17 protein-coding genes are annotated in these 16,926 nt (G+C 56.4%); 9 read left to right on the forward strand and 8 right to left on the reverse strand.

All coding sequences use genetic code 11. The features are described 5' to 3' along the window. The first annotated feature begins 1 nt into the window (after position 1). From ACQ7C1_RS12545 to ACQ7C1_RS12560, 4 genes are all read left to right on the forward strand, one after another. On the forward strand, positions 2-1,078 hold the full coding sequence (locus ACQ7C1_RS12545; protein ID WP_430958492.1) for a glycosyltransferase family 2 protein: 1,077 nt from the start codon (positions 2-4) through the stop codon (positions 1,076-1,078). Next, complete coding sequence (locus tag ACQ7C1_RS12550) at positions 1,075-2,838, forward strand: ABC transporter ATP-binding protein (protein ID WP_430958493.1); 1,764 nt, start codon at positions 1,075-1,077, stop codon at positions 2,836-2,838. The genes ACQ7C1_RS12545 and ACQ7C1_RS12550 overlap by 4 nt, the downstream gene beginning before the upstream one ends. Then, the gene (locus ACQ7C1_RS12555; RefSeq protein WP_430958494.1) at positions 2,828-3,937 is read left to right on the forward strand and encodes a glycosyltransferase family 2 protein; all 1,110 of its coding nucleotides are present in this window, start codon (positions 2,828-2,830) and stop codon (positions 3,935-3,937) included. The genes ACQ7C1_RS12550 and ACQ7C1_RS12555 overlap by 11 nt, the downstream gene beginning before the upstream one ends. A gap of 1,152 nt (positions 3,938-5,089) precedes the next feature. Then, positions 5,090-5,296, forward strand: coding sequence for a hypothetical protein (locus tag ACQ7C1_RS12560; protein WP_004676311.1), 207 nt, complete (start codon positions 5,090-5,092; stop codon positions 5,294-5,296). A gap of 311 nt (positions 5,297-5,607) precedes the next feature. Here the strand turns inward: ACQ7C1_RS12560 and ACQ7C1_RS12565 are convergent, their stop codons facing one another. The 7 genes from ACQ7C1_RS12565 to ACQ7C1_RS12595 all read right to left on the reverse strand — a co-directional run bounded on the left by ACQ7C1_RS12565 (position 5,608) and on the right by ACQ7C1_RS12595 (position 11,200). Further along, complete coding sequence (locus ACQ7C1_RS12565; protein WP_064804362.1) at positions 5,608-5,856, reverse strand: hypothetical protein; 249 nt, start codon at positions 5,854-5,856, stop codon at positions 5,608-5,610. A gap of 102 nt (positions 5,857-5,958) precedes the next feature. Then, positions 5,959-6,666 (reverse strand): TfuA-like protein, encoded by a 708-nt coding sequence (locus ACQ7C1_RS12570; protein WP_430958495.1) that lies wholly within the window; start codon positions 6,664-6,666, stop codon positions 5,959-5,961. Next, the gene (locus ACQ7C1_RS12575) at positions 6,663-7,850 is read right to left on the reverse strand and encodes a YcaO-like family protein (RefSeq protein WP_430958628.1); all 1,188 of its coding nucleotides are present in this window, start codon (positions 7,848-7,850) and stop codon (positions 6,663-6,665) included. The genes ACQ7C1_RS12570 and ACQ7C1_RS12575 overlap by 4 nt, the downstream gene beginning before the upstream one ends. Before the next feature lie 42 nt (positions 7,851-7,892). Then, entirely contained in the window at positions 7,893-8,105 is a 213-nt protein-coding gene (locus ACQ7C1_RS12580) for a hypothetical protein (RefSeq protein WP_430958496.1), read from the reverse strand. Between the two features lie 19 nt (positions 8,106-8,124). Further along, entirely contained in the window at positions 8,125-9,969 is a 1,845-nt protein-coding gene (locus tag ACQ7C1_RS12585; protein ID WP_430958497.1) for a peptide antibiotic resistance protein, read from the reverse strand. A 9-nt stretch (positions 9,970-9,978) separates the two neighbouring features. After that, on the reverse strand, positions 9,979-10,404 hold the full coding sequence (locus tag ACQ7C1_RS12590; RefSeq protein ID WP_430958498.1) for a helix-turn-helix domain-containing protein: 426 nt from the start codon (positions 10,402-10,404) through the stop codon (positions 9,979-9,981). Positions 10,405-10,567: 163 nt separating this feature from the next. Continuing rightward, positions 10,568-11,200 (reverse strand): class I SAM-dependent methyltransferase, encoded by a 633-nt coding sequence (locus ACQ7C1_RS12595; protein WP_430958629.1) that lies wholly within the window; start codon positions 11,198-11,200, stop codon positions 10,568-10,570. A 536-nt stretch (positions 11,201-11,736) separates the two neighbouring features. Between ACQ7C1_RS12595 and ACQ7C1_RS12600 the strand changes: the two genes are divergently transcribed. Next, on the forward strand, positions 11,737-12,606 hold the full coding sequence (locus ACQ7C1_RS12600; RefSeq protein ID WP_430958630.1) for a DUF6030 family protein: 870 nt from the start codon (positions 11,737-11,739) through the stop codon (positions 12,604-12,606). 18 nt (positions 12,607-12,624) lie between these two features. Here the strand turns inward: ACQ7C1_RS12600 and ACQ7C1_RS12605 are convergent, their stop codons facing one another. After that, positions 12,625-12,978 carry a hypothetical protein gene (locus tag ACQ7C1_RS12605; RefSeq protein ID WP_430958499.1) on the reverse strand — a complete coding sequence of 118 codons (354 nt, stop codon included), beginning with the start codon at positions 12,976-12,978 and terminating at the stop codon, positions 12,625-12,627. Positions 12,979-13,181: 203 nt separating this feature from the next. On the opposite strand from ACQ7C1_RS12605, the gene ACQ7C1_RS12610 reads away from it, so the two are divergent. The 4 genes from ACQ7C1_RS12610 to pssM are packed head-to-tail and all read left to right on the forward strand — an operon-like array spanning position 13,182 to position 16,842. Beyond that, the gene (locus ACQ7C1_RS12610) at positions 13,182-14,255 is read left to right on the forward strand and encodes an endo-1,4-beta-xylanase (RefSeq protein WP_430958500.1); all 1,074 of its coding nucleotides are present in this window, start codon (positions 13,182-13,184) and stop codon (positions 14,253-14,255) included. Between the two features lie 30 nt (positions 14,256-14,285). Beyond that, positions 14,286-15,437 carry a glycosyltransferase gene (locus ACQ7C1_RS12615; protein ID WP_430958501.1) on the forward strand — a complete coding sequence of 384 codons (1,152 nt, stop codon included), beginning with the start codon at positions 14,286-14,288 and terminating at the stop codon, positions 15,435-15,437. Then, the gene (locus tag ACQ7C1_RS12620) at positions 15,437-15,943 is read left to right on the forward strand and encodes an acyltransferase (protein WP_221113417.1); all 507 of its coding nucleotides are present in this window, start codon (positions 15,437-15,439) and stop codon (positions 15,941-15,943) included. The genes ACQ7C1_RS12615 and ACQ7C1_RS12620 overlap by 1 nt, the downstream gene beginning before the upstream one ends. Then, a complete protein-coding gene (pssM, locus tag ACQ7C1_RS12625) occupies positions 15,940-16,842 on the forward strand; it encodes an exopolysaccharide glucosyl ketal-pyruvate-transferase (RefSeq protein ID WP_430958502.1) in 903 nt (300 codons plus the stop codon). Before ACQ7C1_RS12620 ends, pssM begins: the two co-directional genes overlap by 4 nt. Positions 16,843-16,926: the final 84 nt, after the last annotated feature.

Raw genomic sequence — 16,926 nt, forward strand, 5'->3', positions numbered from 1 at the left:
CATGATCATTGACCCTCCTTTGGTGACCGTCATCATTCCCGCGTACAACGCGGAAGCGACCCTCGTGCAAACGCTGCGAAGCGTCTCGGCCCAAACCTATGAACACCTCGAGATACTTGTCGTGGACGATGGATCGCGGGACAAAACATTCGAACTGGCCACAGAATATCGCCTTTCTGACCCGCGCGTTCGTGTCCTTCGCCAGCAAAACGGCGGCGTCGCCCTTGCCCGCAACTACGGTATAGAAGAGGCCCGCGGCAGCTACATCGCACCGATCGATGCCGATGACCTCTGGCACCCTCTAAAAATCGAGATGCAAGTCCGCGCGCTCGGGAAATTGTCGACAGGCCATGGCGTCGCCTACAACTGGTACGCGGCAATCGACGAGAACGACGTGATTTTCAGCCATTCGGGTCCCGTGCTCTATGAGGGCGATGTCTTCGAAATATTGGTCGGGGAAAATTTCATCGGCAACGGCAGCACCCCCCTCATGCCGCGGGCGGAAGTCCTGGCATGCGGGGGTTATGATTCTGCCCTGCGTGATCAGGGAGCCGAGGGATGCGAGGACCTGAAGCTCTATCTCGCATTGGCTGAAAGACTACCCTTTGCAGTGGCTCCCGATTTCCTGACCGGTTATCGTTTTACCGCAGGCAACATGTCGAGCAACGCCTCGCGCATGCTGAAATCCCACGCTCTGGTGATGGCAGACGTGAAGCGGCGCCATCCCGATCTTGCCGCCGCCGCCACCCGGGCGGAATTCCATACGGCATGCTGGTATTTCAAGAAGGCTTTTGCCGGCGGCAACTACGGGCAGGTCAGGAAAGTGGCGCCTCTCCTTGTCAGGAGATTCCCGTCAAGGCTTGTCGGCCAGGCTGTCAGGCATCTGTGGCGCCAAGCGAAGCGGCAGCGCAGGAAACTGTTGAAACGGATACATCGTAGGTCGCACGCATGGCCGAAAGGGGCGGCTCCGAAAAGCGTGGCTCTCCCCATCAGCGGCACGTCGTTTTACGACCTTGTCGCAGCCACGCCAATGATACGGACAGGCGAGCTCATCAAGTCCCGGATGGATCATTTATGATGACGCTACGGAAACCCGTTCTCCGCAGGTCGTGGGGCGCCTTCAACGTTATTGTCGCAGCGCGTTTCCGCGAACTTCTGGAGCTCGTTCCCTCGCTCCGGTTGAAGACCTCCGTTCTGATCGTCATCGGTATCCTGACCGGACTATCGGAAATGGTGGGGATAACCTTGCTGGTCAGCCTCGTTTTTGCCCTCAGCCAACAAAGCCCTGCTTCCGGGTCCGTCGCCTGGCTACCGGCATACTTTGGCGGATTGGAATCTTCCATCACGAAGTCGATGCTAGTCGCCGTGCTGATCTGCGCGATCATCCTGAGGATCATTCTGGGCTTCGTCAACGACATCATCGCAAGCACCGTAAGCCATCAGATCAGCGAGAGTATTCGTCACCGTCTTTATGCAAAGATTCTGACGATCCCCTTCCAGCGATTTCAACGCTATGAGCGCAGCGATCTGATCAATGTCATCGCCACCGAATCCTATTCCGTGGCCTCAGCTCATACCGGCCTTGTGCGCCTGGGAATCAGTCTTGGGACCATCATCATCTTCGGGGCCGGAATGCTCGTAATGGCATGGCCGATTGCTGTGCTCGCGGTGATGTTCGGCGTTGTCCATAACCTCAGCCTCGGCTTGTTTGCAGCTGCCTATCGCCGTCTTGGCGCCGCCAGTCTTTCAGCTCTGGAAGAATTGACCCATCTGAGCTGGACCACATTGCAGACGTTAAAGGCGGTGAAGAGCTTCGGTCTGGAAGACGACCACAAAGGTATTTTCGAAACCTTGTCGAAGACAGTGGGGGAAACCTGGCGCCGTTCGGATCGGATGGGGGCAGCAACGTCGCTTCTGAGCGAAACGCTGACATTCGGGGTGATCCTGACGATCATCCTGTCCTCGCAGGTCCTGCCGGTCGATTTTCGAGCCGCCCTGTCTGCCACGATACTTCTTTACAGGCTCCAGCCACATATCAAGCAATTCGATTCCCAGCTGCTGCGCTTGCACGAAATCGAAGCCTCACTGCAAAACGTGCTCGCGCTGATCGCGGAACAGGACGACGCCAGGAAAACTGCAGGCGGAGAGGAACTGCGACATCTAAAACAGGAGATCGTTTTCCAGGATGTATCTTTCTTCTACGAAGAGGCCAGAATGCCTGCCGTGCGTCATGCTAGCTTCTCGATCAGGGCAGGCGAGACCACGGCTCTGACCGGACCCAGCGGCTCCGGCAAAACGACGATCATCAACATGCTTCTCGACCTTATTCAGCCGACCGAAGGCCGGATCACGATCGATGGCAAGGACCTCTCGACTATCGAGCGATCCAGCTGGCTGCGCCTGCTCGCGGTCTCGGGCCAAGACGTCGAGCTTATGGATGGCTCCGTCCTCGACAATATCCGCTTCCGTCGTGACATCCCCGAGCAGGATGTCCGCTGGGCGGCAGATATGGCCTGCGCCACCGAATTCATCGAGAATCTGCCCTACGGCTTCGACGAATGGCTGGGTGACGAAGCGATCCGGCTTTCGGGTGGGCAACGACAGCGCATCGGTCTGGCGCGGGCGCTGGCCGGCCGGCCCGACATATTGCTCCTGGACGAAGCGACCAGCGCACTCGACGAGGAGACGGAAAGGCGCGTGCTCTCCCTCCTGCTCAGGGAATATGACGGCCGGACCCTGATCGTCGTCAGCCATCGCCCGTCGGTCGCAAGGTTGATGAAGAACCGGATCGACCTGCGTCCGGCCACAACAGCGGATGGGTTGGTCTATGGCGGCTGAGCCTCTATCCGGATTGACGGTGGCAGTCGTCATCCCTGCCTACAATGCCGAAGAGTTCATCGCCGCCACACTTCGATCGGTTGTCGACCAGACCCATTCGGCACTCGAAATCGTCGTCGTGGACGACGGCTCCACCGACGACACCGCATCGATCTGTCGCGAGTTCGCCGCAGCTGATCCGAGGATCACGATCCTGTCGACCAAAAATCGCGGTGTAGCCGCGGCGCGCAATGCCGGGATCGAGGCATCCAGGTCCAGCTATATAGCCTTCATCGACGCAGACGATCTCTGGCATCCCACCTATGTCGAAAGAATGCTGTCAGCGCTCCATCCTCTGCCCGACGCCTGGGGTGCAGTCTATGCCCTTCACCGCTTGGTGAATTCAGAGGGATATTGCACGAAGTCCGGCTCATCGCTCAGCGCCCGGGGATTCATTCTCATTCGCCATCTCGTCTTCCGCTTTGTCGGCAACGGCAGCGGCTTCATGGTGCGCCGTGCCGTCATAGACAAGATCGGCGGATATGATTCGAGCTATGCCAATCAGGGAATTGGAGGATGCGAAGACTTCGATTTCGAACTCCGCACTGCCGAGCATTTCAAGATCGAGGCCGTGCCACTCGGTCTGGTGGGCTATCGCGTTCATTCCGCAGCCATGTCTGCCGACAGATCCCGCATGGCGCGAGCGCTTTTGGCAGTGACCGAGCAATGCGTCGCCCGCAACCCCGGGCTTCCCCCTTTCGTCGTCAGCTGTGCCCACACCTCGGCTCACCTCTATGCATTCTCAAAATTTGCAGCTTTGAAAGATTGGCACAGCGCCGCCGCATCGCTTGGGCATATCTATCATCATAGCCCCCTGCTTGCTGTGGCCGTCATAATCAAACTGATCTTTTCAAAAGCCACCAGAGCCGCAAACCGGGCCTTGGCCAAAGTCCGGCCGATCCAGCAATCAAAGCAGAAGTACTTTAAGAAATTTGAGGAATTAGATCCCCTTATCCCGCTGGTCGGCGGATGGTCACGCTTCAGGACGAAGGCCTTGTTGCGGCGCTTATCGAAGATCGACCGGTGCGGCGGAGAGTCCGCTGCGAGCTCGAGAAGATAGAGCATTCCGCCAATCGGGAGAAAACGAAATGCTTCGAAAGGCCCGCGGCAATCATCTCATCTTATCAAGTAAAAATCCAATAACTGCAAATATTGTCGTAGCGATAGACGATAAATTGTGGGAAAGCATAACTACCCAACAATAATCCGTGACAGAATTGACTTTAACAGCAATGATATCTTCGCACTGCGCAGGCAATTTTATCCGAGGACCCGTCACCACCCCGGCGGGTCCTCAAACCTTGAAGGTTTAGCTCATAGTAACAGCGATGAATCCTGCGTCGGACGACGAGAAATCCGCGATATCGACAGGAGCAAGGCTCCCGTGTTACAGCGCATCGTTTGGTCCGACTTCGCAATAATGGCCAATGCTTCCACTCATAGCGGCAATTGCGCACACCAAGAATTCGTCATTTAGGAGGTATATTATATATAGTTAATCATATTGGCTGAATATTTTTCTCCACTACAGCCTCTAATAATTATTAGAAAAACCTCATTCAGCGCAATCGATATATAAATACAACTTTTATGTGAAATATATATTTTCACCTTTCGGTAAATTTTTACCAACATATCGCTCGATCTTATGTAATTAGATTTTGTTCCGGAAGTAACAGGGATGATTTCTTTCCGAAGAAAGCGTTATTCCGCTTCGCCTTGTCGGCAGCGGCGTGACTAACCGGCATTATAAACGGGGCGGCCACGACCGATGGCTCGACAGTGTCCGGACTGGCCGGCTCCAAAGACCTGGCGACGCAATTCGACATCAACGAATGATGATCTGGAGACGAATGAAGCTTTAATATACCGGCAAATCAAAGGATTATCCCCATTCATCACGCCACTGTCCAGACCAGTACAAAGGCAGCCTTCGACTGGTCATGACAAGTTCTCCTGATGATCCGAGACCCTCGGAACGACAAGCCACAGTCTAAGAGACGACCAGCTTTGGTCGAGCGGGTCCCGACATGGAACGATGAACCCTCCAGCACGAAAGACGTCACCTCATTCAACGGGCTGAATGTCCGCTTATGGCCAAACCTGTGTCGAAATGGTCGCACCCGCCGTCGAATTAACCGTTTATAAAGCATTTGCTTGCTCAACTTATAATTTGTGTCATGGTCACTGGAAGTAGTGAGGAGCCGCCCTGATGAGTGATATGGCATCGCAGATTCCGGAATTTGGTTATGATGAACGCGTGATGATTTGCCGCAAACAGATCGAGAAGGCGGTTTATCAGTTCATTGCAAACACGAAGGTCGAGGGGTGTGATCCGGCGGAAGTCGCAATGGCCATCGCGGACATTGCCGACGATTACATTTTACTGCTGGCACAGAAACGCAATTTGACCCATTGAGATTAGGGATCGGCCAGGCCGGCCGGTCGGCAGACGACCGCTGAAACGAGAATCGTCGCCGTCTCCTTGCCCGGAGACAACGTCAACGAAACCGCTTACCATTCATCTGAACCTATCTTTGCGCAGGGCGTCGAATAAGGGCGCCCATGACCTCGAAGCCCTCGTTCATTTTCACGGGTAACCCAAAGTTCTGAGGCAGCAAGGCGCCGCCCGGCACATCGGCCAGAAACCGCAATCGATTTTCGGAAAGCGCGATGCGCAGGTCGTAGTGTTAAAGCGTCCTTTGTGCGCCCCATAGGACACACGGCGCTTTAATGACTTTTTATGCTCACCAGGGGAACCGGAGAGCTCAATTCGGCCAACTCTCTGGTCAGCCCCTCCCCGACTTCCTGCTTCACCGCCTCAAGAGCAAGGTCGAGGCAATTCGTCGCGAATTGCAGCTTGACATCCTGAGCAACCTGTCGCGCATAGGCGATCATCCGTGCCAATGCGACCAGTTCGTCCAGAGCGTCTTTCGCCCCTAGATCTCCATCTAGTTTAATAGTCGATGTCACGCCCATGTCCATTTCTCCAACGAATAGAAGGAATGATACGCGGGCCGACATGGTCGAGCCCGTGAAAAAAGCGTGACACAACCCTCGGTGACGATCGTCATCTTCGCTTCACAATGCGGACCGTGTGGAGAACGAGGTTTCGCGCAGTTTCCAGGACAAATCGGCATTCACGCGAATATCGGCGGTCGACTGCACCATCTTTAACAATTCCAGTGCATCGATGCGTTTTTGGTCAACGGAATGCGATACGAGAGTGGCCAGAAGGTGCGGGCGATCCGGCTCGGCTACGTCAGCGCATTGCTCGACGATTGCCCGCCACGTCCGCCTCTTGAAGAATATTGCGTTCGCGGCGTCTTCAATGACCTGGCGCAGCCCATCTGCGAGCAAATCATTTCTTTCCATGGCATCGAGCGTGGCGCTGACATTGACCAGCGGTATCGTCAGCGGCTTGCCGCCCATCGCGCTCGGCGCGTGCACGAGCGCGACGGCGGCATCATCGACCAGCCGGCCCGTGCGGTAGTCTTCGAAAATGCGGCCGATCCCGATCATACCGAACGAATGACATTCCGCAGCGCGTAGCGCGCCCATGCTTGCCGCCCCGAGGACAGTCACGCCAAACGAAAGAGCACGCAGAATTTCCTTATGCCAGACCGGCGCGGCGTATTCGAAACCGCCATCAATCAGACCGATGACATTAGCACCCTGTTCCACCACAGCCAAAACATCGCCCTGCGTGGCGGGCGGCAGGACGCGTATCCCCTCGCCGGCAAGTGAGGCTGCGTCGGGAAGACTGGGACCCGCGAAAATGACCTTCAAAAACCTATCGCTCTCGCGAGCGCCCTTGTTCCAAACTGGCGAGCACGCGACCCCTCCGGATTTTCGAGTTCGGGGATAACGACCTTGACGACGCCAAAGGGAAGCGTGTCGTCGCTGAGGCGTACGGCGATGACCGAGTTGATCCCTTTGTTCCGCAAAGCCTCCAGCACATGCTGCAATAAACACGTCAGATCCCGATGTCCCGGCGTTCGGTGGCGGAGAGGACCGGCAGCCGGGGAGACGGGAACTGCGTCGAAGGCTCGGCGCATGAGCGGCGGCAAGGATCTCGAGAACGTGACGGCAGAAATATCGTCCCTGGCTCCGCTGATATAAGTGAGCCGCGATTGCGCGGCTTCCGTTACCGCCCGGATGGCCGCGCGCACGGGGAATGGATGGGCTCCCGTACCGCCGGTCACCTCGACAAGGCGAATGTCCCTGCTGCCGTGGCGAGCCCGCTGGCCTGGAACGGAATCCCCAGGCCCCAGAATGGCGGTGAAACAGGGAATGGCGATATCGCTTGTGATATCGAAGAGCCTGAGGGCCAATCCTGATTTTTCGATCTTGTCGATCAACCCGGTCAGGGCTTCATCCTTGAAGCCGCGGGGATCGACGCAGCCGGCATAACGATCCCTTTCCCCGCCAACCTGCCACAGCACATGCGCATCCCGCTCAATTCGCTCTAGCACGCCGTGGAAAACCGCCTCCTCGATATTGTTTCCAGATGCCAAGCCATCAGATGACATCCAGTATCGCGCATCGCGCGTGCGGTCGAGAAGCACTGCCTCAAAAGGGATATAAACCGGCTCGCCGGTGAGAATATTGATGCCGGCCACCCATTCCGTCTCCTCGTCCGGCCCGAGGTCGGGTTTATGCATGGCGATCAGGCAGCTCAGCGTATCGATCTTGTGCCCCATCGCCTGCAGACCGAACGAGGTGCTGCGGACAAGATCAACGAAAGGTTCGCCGGCAACTGCCCGTTCCACGGCTTCCATGACGGTGGACACTTTGGCGTCGACATCGGTCAGGCCCTTTCCCTGGGCAATCACGATTGAGCGTGAATTCGGGGTATAGGCGCACCAGACGGGAATTCCGACGTCATCAAGCCCGGTATGTCGTGCAACTCTTGTTATGCCGAACCGAGCTAAAAAAGGCTCGACGCGGGAAAGAGTTTCCCGCGGCGATATGATCCTGTCGGAATATATGGACCGGTCCGTCAGAATGTCGGCTCAGCCGTCGACGTGACCGGAAAGAGCGACCTGCGCCGACGAAACGGCGACGGCCAGATCAACGCCCTTCACGAATATGCCGCCGGCTTTGCGCAGGCTGCTCGCAGTCGCCAATTCCCCCGTCGGATTGAGCGGTGTGACGGTGCCTGCGTCGAGATCGGCGAGCCAAAGACCTTCCTCGCCCGGTATTCCTATGATGACAGCTTTCGCCATATATGCCCCTCAGCTATTGTTAAAAACCAGCCTTCAACAGGCCCTCCCGATATAGCTCTTTTTGCCAGTGCTCCTTGAAGGGAACGATGGCGAGCCACTTCTCGACGTCGAACACCGGGTTGATGCTTTCGGCGCGCTGCCGATGGAAGAGTGCCCGTTTTCGATCGCCAATCATTGCGCAACTGGCCGCGGCGATACGATGGGCCGGCGCTTTGTCTTTCATCGCTTCAACATAGGCGATGGCCTCTTCATACTGTTCCAGGAAGAAACTGGCTCCAGCGGCACACCAGAGATAGGCGTCAGGTGCGATCGGATTGAGCGAAATTGCCTTTCTGATCTTGGCGAGCGCGTCGCCGGGGCGGGATGCATGCACGAGCGTGTCGGCATGACTGTAGATGACATCGGCAAAATGCGGACTGAGCTCTTCCGCCAAGTGAAGGGCTGCGACGCTGGCATCCACATCACCGAGATAAAGTCTGGTAACCCCGAGCTCGCGATGGCCCGCTGCCGATCCCGGATCTCGCTCGATTGCGCGAAGAGCATGCTGCTCCGCCAGGTGCAGCAGCTCATTGTTTCCCTGCGCGGTCACGAGCCACTCGCTGGTGAAAGTTCTTGCCAGCCCGGTAAAGGACGGGGAGAAATCCGACTTATGCGACAGCGACTGCTTGAACGCCTTCCTTGCTCGCCGGATATGCGGCAGCGTCAGCTTGCTCATCAGGCTGGAGCCGACGAGATAGGCGTGATAAGCTTCAGGATTGGCTTCGAAACGTAGCCGTTCCTCCTCGTTTTCAGCCAGCTCACGCGCCACCGACTCGGTCAACTGCTGGGCGATAACCCGCCTTTGACGCGGCAATATATCGGGGGTCATCTTAAAGCGATTGGCCCAGACGATCTCATCCGTGGGGAAATAGATCAGCTGGGCGAACAATCCCTCTTCGGAAAATCGGGTGTCGAGAAGATAGGCAATCGAGTGCCTGGCGACCACCGCCGCTTTTTCGGAGTCGCGGCGGATCTGTCCGGCCGTATGCGGAGCGACGATGGAAATATGCCGAAGGGCACAGAGTTCGATTGTGACGTCTTCGATCAGGGCGTTGGCAAGTGCAAGTCCGGCATCGGCGTGCTTCGCCGTCGGGGGAAGCAACACCAGACGGGGAAGGATCCTCGGGATCGGCAGTATGTGTTCGATATCGGTCGGCTGGCTGCCGGGCTCGGGACGCTTCACCTCCACCCTTGTTTGGCCGCCGCCTTCCGGCAATCTCTCGCCGAACGATGCGCCGCCGGATAGCCGATGCAGCAATGTCCTGACCTGCTCGTCATTCGGATCCCGCTCGAGGATTTGTAGGGCGGCGCTGGAAATGATGCGCGCAGCACCCGGCTTTTGCACATCGGGCAGCGCCTCCAGCAATGCTTGCCGCAATTGCAGCGCATGGGCGTCCCGCTGCGCCCTGATCCAGGCATCTATCTGCTTTGTCGCCGGCTTGATATTTCCGATGAAGCCGCGCTGCATCGATTCGGCAATCGCCTGTAGTCGATCCAGCGGCGAGCCGCCGGCTCGAAACACATCCAGATCGCTGGAAACCACCTCCTTGTTGAGGCACACCGTCGTGGCAGTGAAATCGAAGGCTACTTCCGTGCGTCCGCCGTCCATCTCCCGGATGCGGGACAGCATTTTGCGCAAATTGAGCCGCGCCAATTCGGACTCGACGTCGCTCCATAGAAACTGGGCCAGTTCATAACGGCTGAGTTCATGGCTCGCACCCGCATAGATGTAGGCCATCATCAACAGACCTTTGATCGGATAGCGAACCGGCTCGCCATCCGACTCAGTCAGCCGCAGATCGCCAAATGTCTGCAGATGAAGCACGGTCCATCCTCAGTTGTGTACAACCGGATCCTGCAGGTCGCTATCGATGTCGGGCAATCCCGTCATCGCCAGACTTTTGGCCAAGGCCACCAGCTTCTGCCTGATGTTGGGATCTTCGATGGCGATGAACGCTTTATTGAGCGCGAGCCCTTCCTTCGAGGACAAAAACTTGTTCAATTCGCTCGTCTCGCCTTCGATCGGCCCGGAACCGCCGTTCTCGAAGAAGAAGCCGACCGGCACGCGAAGGATCTCGGAAATGCGCTGAAGGCGGCTGGCGCCGATCCGGTTCGTTCCTTTTTCGTATTTTTGAATCTGCTGGAAGGTGATGCCAAGAAGTTCGGCCAAGCCATGCTGGGTCATGCCGAGCGTCTTTCGCCGAACTCTCACGCGGTTGCCAACATAGACATCGATGGAATTCGGCGATTTGGCCTTCATCTGCTTAAGTCTCCCGCTTCATCAATACGCCGGCTGTATAATGGAGAGTTTAAGCAAGAATGCAACTAAAAGTAAATATTTCAGCACGGTTTTTTTCATCACGGCACGCAGTAGAACAACCTCTGGACTACTGCGGCGAACCGCGCAATGTCGCGCCGACCGGTTAAAGCGGCTTATCGGCGACGGCGATCATTGATTTGGCAAAGGCAGGAATTCTTCCAACATATTCGAAACGGACGTTAGCGAAGCCGGTCTCCAGCAACAGTGTGCCCAATGTGTTTTTCGACCAAAACTTGATATGCCCGTGATCCCTCAACGGCATGAAGTGATCGTCCATTTTTCCCGTCGCAGCCAGTGCAAGATTCTTCAGATAGCCGTGATAGGGCGTCGATATCACCGCGATGCCGCCGGGCTTGACGAGATCAAACATCGTCGCGGTGAAGCTCTTCGGATCGTAGACATGCTCGACGACCTCCAGGCTGATAACGGCGCTGAAGTTGCCATATTCCCGGGACAGGTCGTCATAGGCCGAGCCGACGCTCAGCGCCAGGCCGGGATAACGGATATTGGCCTTGCTGATCCCGTCGCTGGAAGGATCGACGCCGACGACATCATATCCTGCTTTCGCAAGAGTCGCTGCAGCCCCGCCGGTTCCGCATCCGAGATCGAAGACGTCATTTTCCGCTGAGCCGTCGAAATGATTCTCCAGTACATCGAAGATTTTGGGCAAGATGTAGGAGTGCGCGGTTGTCGGTTTGGCGTGAATATAGGTGGTTGCGTCTAGCTCGATGGACATGGTCTCTCCTTTCTGCTGTTGCACGCAAACCCTATCGATTAATACGTCGAAAATTTGATCGAATTCGCCCAAATTCGTCAGCATACAAATATATGTTCGGCACAATCTAGAACTCATCAAATAATTCTAAACGTCATACGCGAAAAAATTGCGGAAATTAAGCCAGCTTGCCTGACAATGACACTAAATATCTCAATATGCTCGACTGATAGATGAAACTAATGGTGTCAATTCAACAATCTTTTCAAAAAACTCGTATTTATTTCAATTCAATGCGGACGACGCCCCTGTGCGACCACAGAAGCGGCAAGATCCACGACTATCTCTCGCCGAATTGCCGAATGCTGTATTGGAATTCTCGACTGAAATGCTGTTGAAGCGCTCTCGGCGAACCGATGGCGCGCTTTTCATGAGGGCGCGGATGAAAGGGCGCTCGGTTGCAGACACGAAGCCAAAAGATATTTAACCGGATCATGTATACTGCTGGGATCCAGACAGACCAACGAAACCCTTCTCGCGTGCCGGAGAAGACAAGCTTGCCCGATAATTCGTCGCCCGCGTATGCGAAACAGCCGGCAGGAAAACCGCGGATTCCCGTGATCTTTTGGTTGCTGCTGACGATTTCCCTCTCGCTGGTCATCGGAACGGTGCTTCTGTCCAACGACATGAAACACCTGAGGGCGATCGGCCATTATTTCGGCTTCGATCTTTTCCCCCCTGAGGTTAAGCCGCCGCCGCCCAAAGCGCCTCCCCGATCGGCGCCGCCGGCGACCTACAAGCTTCCTCTGCATGCCACCGAAGCGCCCATGGCACAGACCGCGTCGGCTTTTCTGCGCACATGGCGCATATCCGGGCCTGCAATGTGCGCGGCGCTGCGCCAAGCGGGCGTTCAGACCAGCGAATGGGCGGCGGCCGGCTTCAACGCCGACACGTTCGAGTGCTTTTACGAGCACAGCGCCAAGCGCGAGAAGGATCAGCTCGCGAATTCCATCTTCGTCATTGTTCGTGGCGATGCCGCCGGCACGATCAGCAGCATGCGCGTGAAGATCGTCAATCCTGGAAGGGATCAGAATGGCCAGCTCGATCCGGCGATCTTGCGAGTTTTCGAAACCATGTTGCTGCAACCGCAATGGCTCGATTTTCATGAGACCCTGAATGCGATAAAAAACTTGAAGGACGTCAAGGAAGACGGCTTCGGAGCCAATATCGCCTTCACGCACGAGGTGCTCAATCCGGAGCGCTACAATTTTACTCTCTCGCTGCAGGCAATCTCAGCACCCCAGAAAAGGGCGAGGAATTACTTTTCCGGCAGAACATGGCTTCCCGCGCCGGAGCCCGCAATTGCGGCCAACCGCACGCAGCGGGAACTTCCCCATCAAGAGCCGCCGGCAGTAAATCGCAATTAGAGCCGCATGCAGCCCACCTCAGGCGATGCGACTTGCATCACCGTGATGCCGGGACAGGATCCCGTAAAGCTCCGTCAAGCTGTCTGGACCTGGCCGTTCGGCCCCTTCACCGCCGGCCAGACGCCAGAGACGCTCCACATTGAGGTCCTGAGTAGCTCGCGCAAGTTCGTCGTTGAGCGAGCGAACGACACGTGCCGATTGACGCAATCGCAACGAGGTTCTGACGAGCACGCCGAAGAGGAGGAGAATGATGCCGACAACGCCGAGACCAAACGCGGCGAACTGACGATCATCAAGAAGGAATACGCCGCTGCGAACAGTCGCCATAAAAAAAGCGGCATAGCTCATCAGATAGTTAAACCAATCTTCCATAACGAGCTCTCTCCCGCAGCGGTTTAATATCTTGGCTTATGCAAAGAAATCTAGAAATTGCCGTCGTTATCCACGCCGCTGAAAATACGTCGGAATTTGTACCGATCTATTAATTAAGGTCGAAGCCGCGATGGATCGTAATCCGCAAGTTTGGCCTTCGATTCCGCCGAAGACGTTAAACACAGCCAACAGTGAGAGAAAGAATGAATAGAAGACGTTTCCTCGCCTCCGTTCCGCTCGCCCTGTTATATGCGCGCGCGGGTCAGGCTTTGGCGCAGGTGCCGCCGTCCGCGGGGCTACGCGCCCTTGCCGACAGAAAATCGTTTCGATTCGGTTCGGCCATCGATCCGGCGGATGTCGGCAATCCGATTGCGTCGCAGATATACATCGATAACGTCAATTCGATAACGCCGCGAAATCAGCTGAAGTGGAAGGCAACGGAAAAGATGCCAGGCGCCTTTTCCTTCGGCCCTGCCGATCAAATCGTTGCGTTTGCGCGCAAAAACAACATGCGGGTTTATGGACACACGCTTGTCTGGTATCGCACGCCCGACTGGGTGTCCGCCATCACTGATGCTGAGACCATTCGGGCGGCGATGAACCGTCATATAAAACAGGTTGTCGGTCGCTATAAGGGGTCGATCGATGCGTGGGATGTGGTGAACGAGCCGTTGGAATATGATGTGCCGGATCTGCGGGACTGCGTTTTCCGACGCCTTCTTGGCGACGACTATATCCGCATGAGCTTCGACATGGCACACGAAGCCAATCCCGACGCGATGCTGGTTCTCAATGAGACGCACCTGGAGAAAAAATCCGACGTGTTCGAACAGAAGCGTGCACGCATCCTGAAGATTGTCGAGGATCTCGTCGCCAGAAAGACGCCGATCGGCGCCGTCGGGCTGCAATCGCATTTCCGCCCCGGTCTCGATCGGATCGATCCGGAGGGAATGGGCCGATTCTGTGCAACGCTGAAGGATATGGGTATCGGGGTTTTTATCACCGAACTCGATGCGTCCTGCCATTTCCTCAATCGCGACAAGAGCTCCGCGCCGGTTTCCTATGCCGAGATATTCGGTGACGTGATCACCGTCGCAGCCGAGCGTGGTGACTTGAAAGGCGCCACCGTTTGGGGCATGTCGGAGAAATATGGCGGGCTTGACGAGACGGACACCAACCCCGGCGCGGCATGTACGAAGCGCGTTAATCTTTACGACGATAACAACGATCCGAGAAGTTCGATTGACGGCATCAAGCGGGCAATAGAGGCAATGTGATCGCCAAGCAGTGGAGACGCGAACAGATTCATGAGAAAAGCCGTTATTTATGTGGAAAAATTTTTGCCTGCCAGCCAGGCATTTGTTCTCAACCAGGCGGTGGCGTTTCGCTCCTTCGAAGCTGAAATTCTTGCCGGTTCGCGAATCTCTTCCGCCCATACAAAAAAATCGACTGTCCCGGTTCATGACATTCGTCGGTCTCCCGTTGCGCGGGCCGGTGAGCTGCTTCTGAAAATCCCGCAGGTCGGCCTGCCTTTTCTCTTTCCCGCGATCAGCCAAGCCGATCTTGTCCATGCTCATTTCGGCAAGAACGGCTATGTCATCGGTCCGCTCGCGCGCGCCGCCGGCAAGCCGCTCGTCACGACGTTTCATGGCTTCGACGCCACCTATCGCGGCGATCCAAAAAAACCGGGCGGCTTCAATCAGGTGCGTTTCTTCGCCAAGGGCCGGAGCGAGATGGCCGGCTGGAACAGCTGGAACATCGCCGTTTCCGATTTTATCCGGGAGCGGTTGCTGGCGCTCGGTTTCCGCGCCGACCGCGTCTTTCGCCATCACATCGGTATCGATCTCGATCTCTTCAAAATGGAACCGCGTCCACGAAAAAAGGGGTTGGTGGTTTCCATTGCCCGTTTCGTCGACTATAAGGGCCACCGCTTCATGATCGACGCGCTCTCACGCGTGGCGGCCGCCGGCACCCCGGTTGAATTCGTCATGGTCGGACAGGGGCCACTGAAGGAGGAAATCGAAGCCATGGCGCGTCGTTCCTTGCCAAGCGTCACGATCCATGAAAATCTGTCGCAGACAGAGATAAGGGATCTGCTCGCCAGTGCGGAACTCTATCTTCATGGCAGCGTGACTCTCGACAATGGTCACGCGGAAGCCTTCGGCCTCGCCAATCTGGAGGCCGAAGCCGTCGGTACTCCGGTCGTCGCATTCCGCTCGGGAGGCGTGGGCGAAGCGATCGAAGAGGGGAAAACTGGTTATCTCGTGGAGGAGCGGGATGTCGCGGGCATGGCGGAAGCGGTTGGAAAGCTGCTCAACGACCAAGCCCTGTGGACAGCCTTCAGCGCGCGGGCACCGCTTTTGGTGGCCGAGCGTTTCGACATACGTCGTCAAACGGGAATGCTAGAGGACTATTACAGTTCCGTTCTAGACGAATTTGCCAGCCGGGGTCGGACTTGATGGTGCATACAGGAAAGAAGCCAAAGTGGGGACTGAACGTATTTCGGCCGCTGCGGAACGGGATCGTAAAGGCCAAATGGCTCTATTACACGAAATTCTGGGGTATGGACATCGATCCGACTGCCAGCTTTTCGTTGAGCGTGCGCTTCGACAAGACCAACCCGAAGGGACTGCATATCGGCGCCGAAACCTATGTCGCCTTTGAGGCGGCGATCCTGACCCACGACCTCACACGCGGGCTCTATCTTCACACGAGGATCGGCAAACGCTGCTTCATCGGTGCCCGCAGCATCATCCTGCCCGGCGTGGAGATCGGCGACGAATGCGTCATCGGCTCCGGCTCGGTGGTGACCAAGAGTGTGCCTGCGCGCTCGCTCGTGGCCGGAAACCCGGCTAAGATAATCCGCAGCGACATCAAGATCATTTCGCGTTACGGACGCATGGCCCGCGAGGACGAGACCGTCACGCAGCTGGTGACGCATTTGCCGACAGGAGAAGCGCGATGAAGATGTTTGCCTATCGCGGGAAACATGAAAATTTTGGCGACGAACTGAACCATTGGCTCTGGGAACGTCTGCTGCCGGGCTTCTTCGACGACGATGAAAGCCAGCTCTTTCTCGGCATCGGGTCCATCCTCTACGACAATTTCGACCCGAACATACAGAAGATTGTCTTCGGCTCGGGTTATGGCGGCTACACCAACGCGCCTAAGGTTGACGACAACTGGACCTTCTATTTCGTGCGCGGAAAGAAGACCGCCGAGGTACTCGGCATCGATCCGAGCTACGCCATCGGCGATTCAGGCATCCTCACGCGCTGTTGCTGGGATTCTAGGAGCGTTGAGAAGCGCTACCCGGTCTCCTTCATGCCGCATTACGAAAGTGCCATGTACGGCAGCTGGGACAAGGTCTGCGACCTCGCCGGCATTCATTTTATCGATCCCCGCTGGTCGGTGGAAAAGGTTCTGACCGAACTCAGCGCATCGCATAAGGTCGTTTCCGAGGCAATGCACGGCTGCATCATCTCCGATGCGCTGCGCGTGCCGTGGCGCGCGATCCGACCGATTGCGCCAGGCAATCGCGCCAAGTGGTATGATTGGGCGAGTGCGCTCGATCTGGAGATCGATTTCGATCCGATCGGTCCGTCCAATCTCGTCGAAGCAGGCGCATCTTTGGTGCGGAAAAACACCTATCTATTGAAGAACATAACGTTCCGTCACCGCCGCATCCGGCAACTGACCGGCAACTTTGTCTTCGGCTCGACTGTCAAGACGCTGCAGCGGGTGGCCGAAAAGCCGGGACAGCTCAGCTCCGACGAGGCTATCGTAAGGGCGCACGAAAAAATGCTGGTCCAGCTGGATCGGCTGAAACAGGATTTTTCCAACAAGACGGCCAGCGCCGTTTGATGATCCCGTGACGAGGCAATAAGGCATGATGCTTTCTAATTCCGCCAATACCGACTTGCTGAAATGGTCAATGTTATCGACCTC

It is taken from the genome of Rhizobium sp. Nf11,1 (assembly GCF_050587665.1).
GTDB lineage: Bacteria > Pseudomonadota > Alphaproteobacteria > Rhizobiales > Rhizobiaceae > Rhizobium.

Bases quoted from the DNA above. Each gene is read 5' to 3' on its own strand.
- ACQ7C1_RS12580 (WP_430958496.1), bottom strand. From the start codon at position 8,105: ATGGCGAAAGCTGTCATCATAGGAATACCGGGCGAGGAAGGTCTTTGG.
- ACQ7C1_RS12545 (WP_430958492.1), top strand. From the start codon at position 2: ATGATCATTGACCCTCCTTTGGTGACCGTCATCATTCCCGCGTACAAC.
- ACQ7C1_RS12560 (WP_004676311.1), top strand. From the start codon at position 5,090: ATGAGTGATATGGCATCGCAGATTCCGGAATTTGGTTATGATGAACGC.
- ACQ7C1_RS12590 (WP_430958498.1), bottom strand. From the start codon at position 10,404: ATGAAGGCCAAATCGCCGAATTCCATCGATGTCTATGTTGGCAACCGC.
- ACQ7C1_RS12550 (WP_430958493.1), top strand. From the start codon at position 1,075: ATGATGACGCTACGGAAACCCGTTCTCCGCAGGTCGTGGGGCGCCTTC.
- ACQ7C1_RS12610 (WP_430958500.1), top strand. From the start codon at position 13,182: ATGAATAGAAGACGTTTCCTCGCCTCCGTTCCGCTCGCCCTGTTATAT.
- ACQ7C1_RS12605 (WP_430958499.1), bottom strand. From the start codon at position 12,978: ATGGAAGATTGGTTTAACTATCTGATGAGCTATGCCGCTTTTTTTATG.
- ACQ7C1_RS12555 (WP_430958494.1), top strand. From the start codon at position 2,828: ATGGCGGCTGAGCCTCTATCCGGATTGACGGTGGCAGTCGTCATCCCT.
- ACQ7C1_RS12565 (WP_064804362.1), bottom strand. From the start codon at position 5,856: ATGGGCGTGACATCGACTATTAAACTAGATGGAGATCTAGGGGCGAAA.
- ACQ7C1_RS12595 (WP_430958629.1), bottom strand. From the start codon at position 11,200: ATGTCCATCGAGCTAGACGCAACCACCTATATTCACGCCAAACCGACA.
- ACQ7C1_RS12620 (WP_221113417.1), top strand. From the start codon at position 15,437: ATGGTGCATACAGGAAAGAAGCCAAAGTGGGGACTGAACGTATTTCGG.
- ACQ7C1_RS12615 (WP_430958501.1), top strand. From the start codon at position 14,286: ATGAGAAAAGCCGTTATTTATGTGGAAAAATTTTTGCCTGCCAGCCAG.
- pssM (WP_430958502.1), top strand. From the start codon at position 15,940: ATGAAGATGTTTGCCTATCGCGGGAAACATGAAAATTTTGGCGACGAA.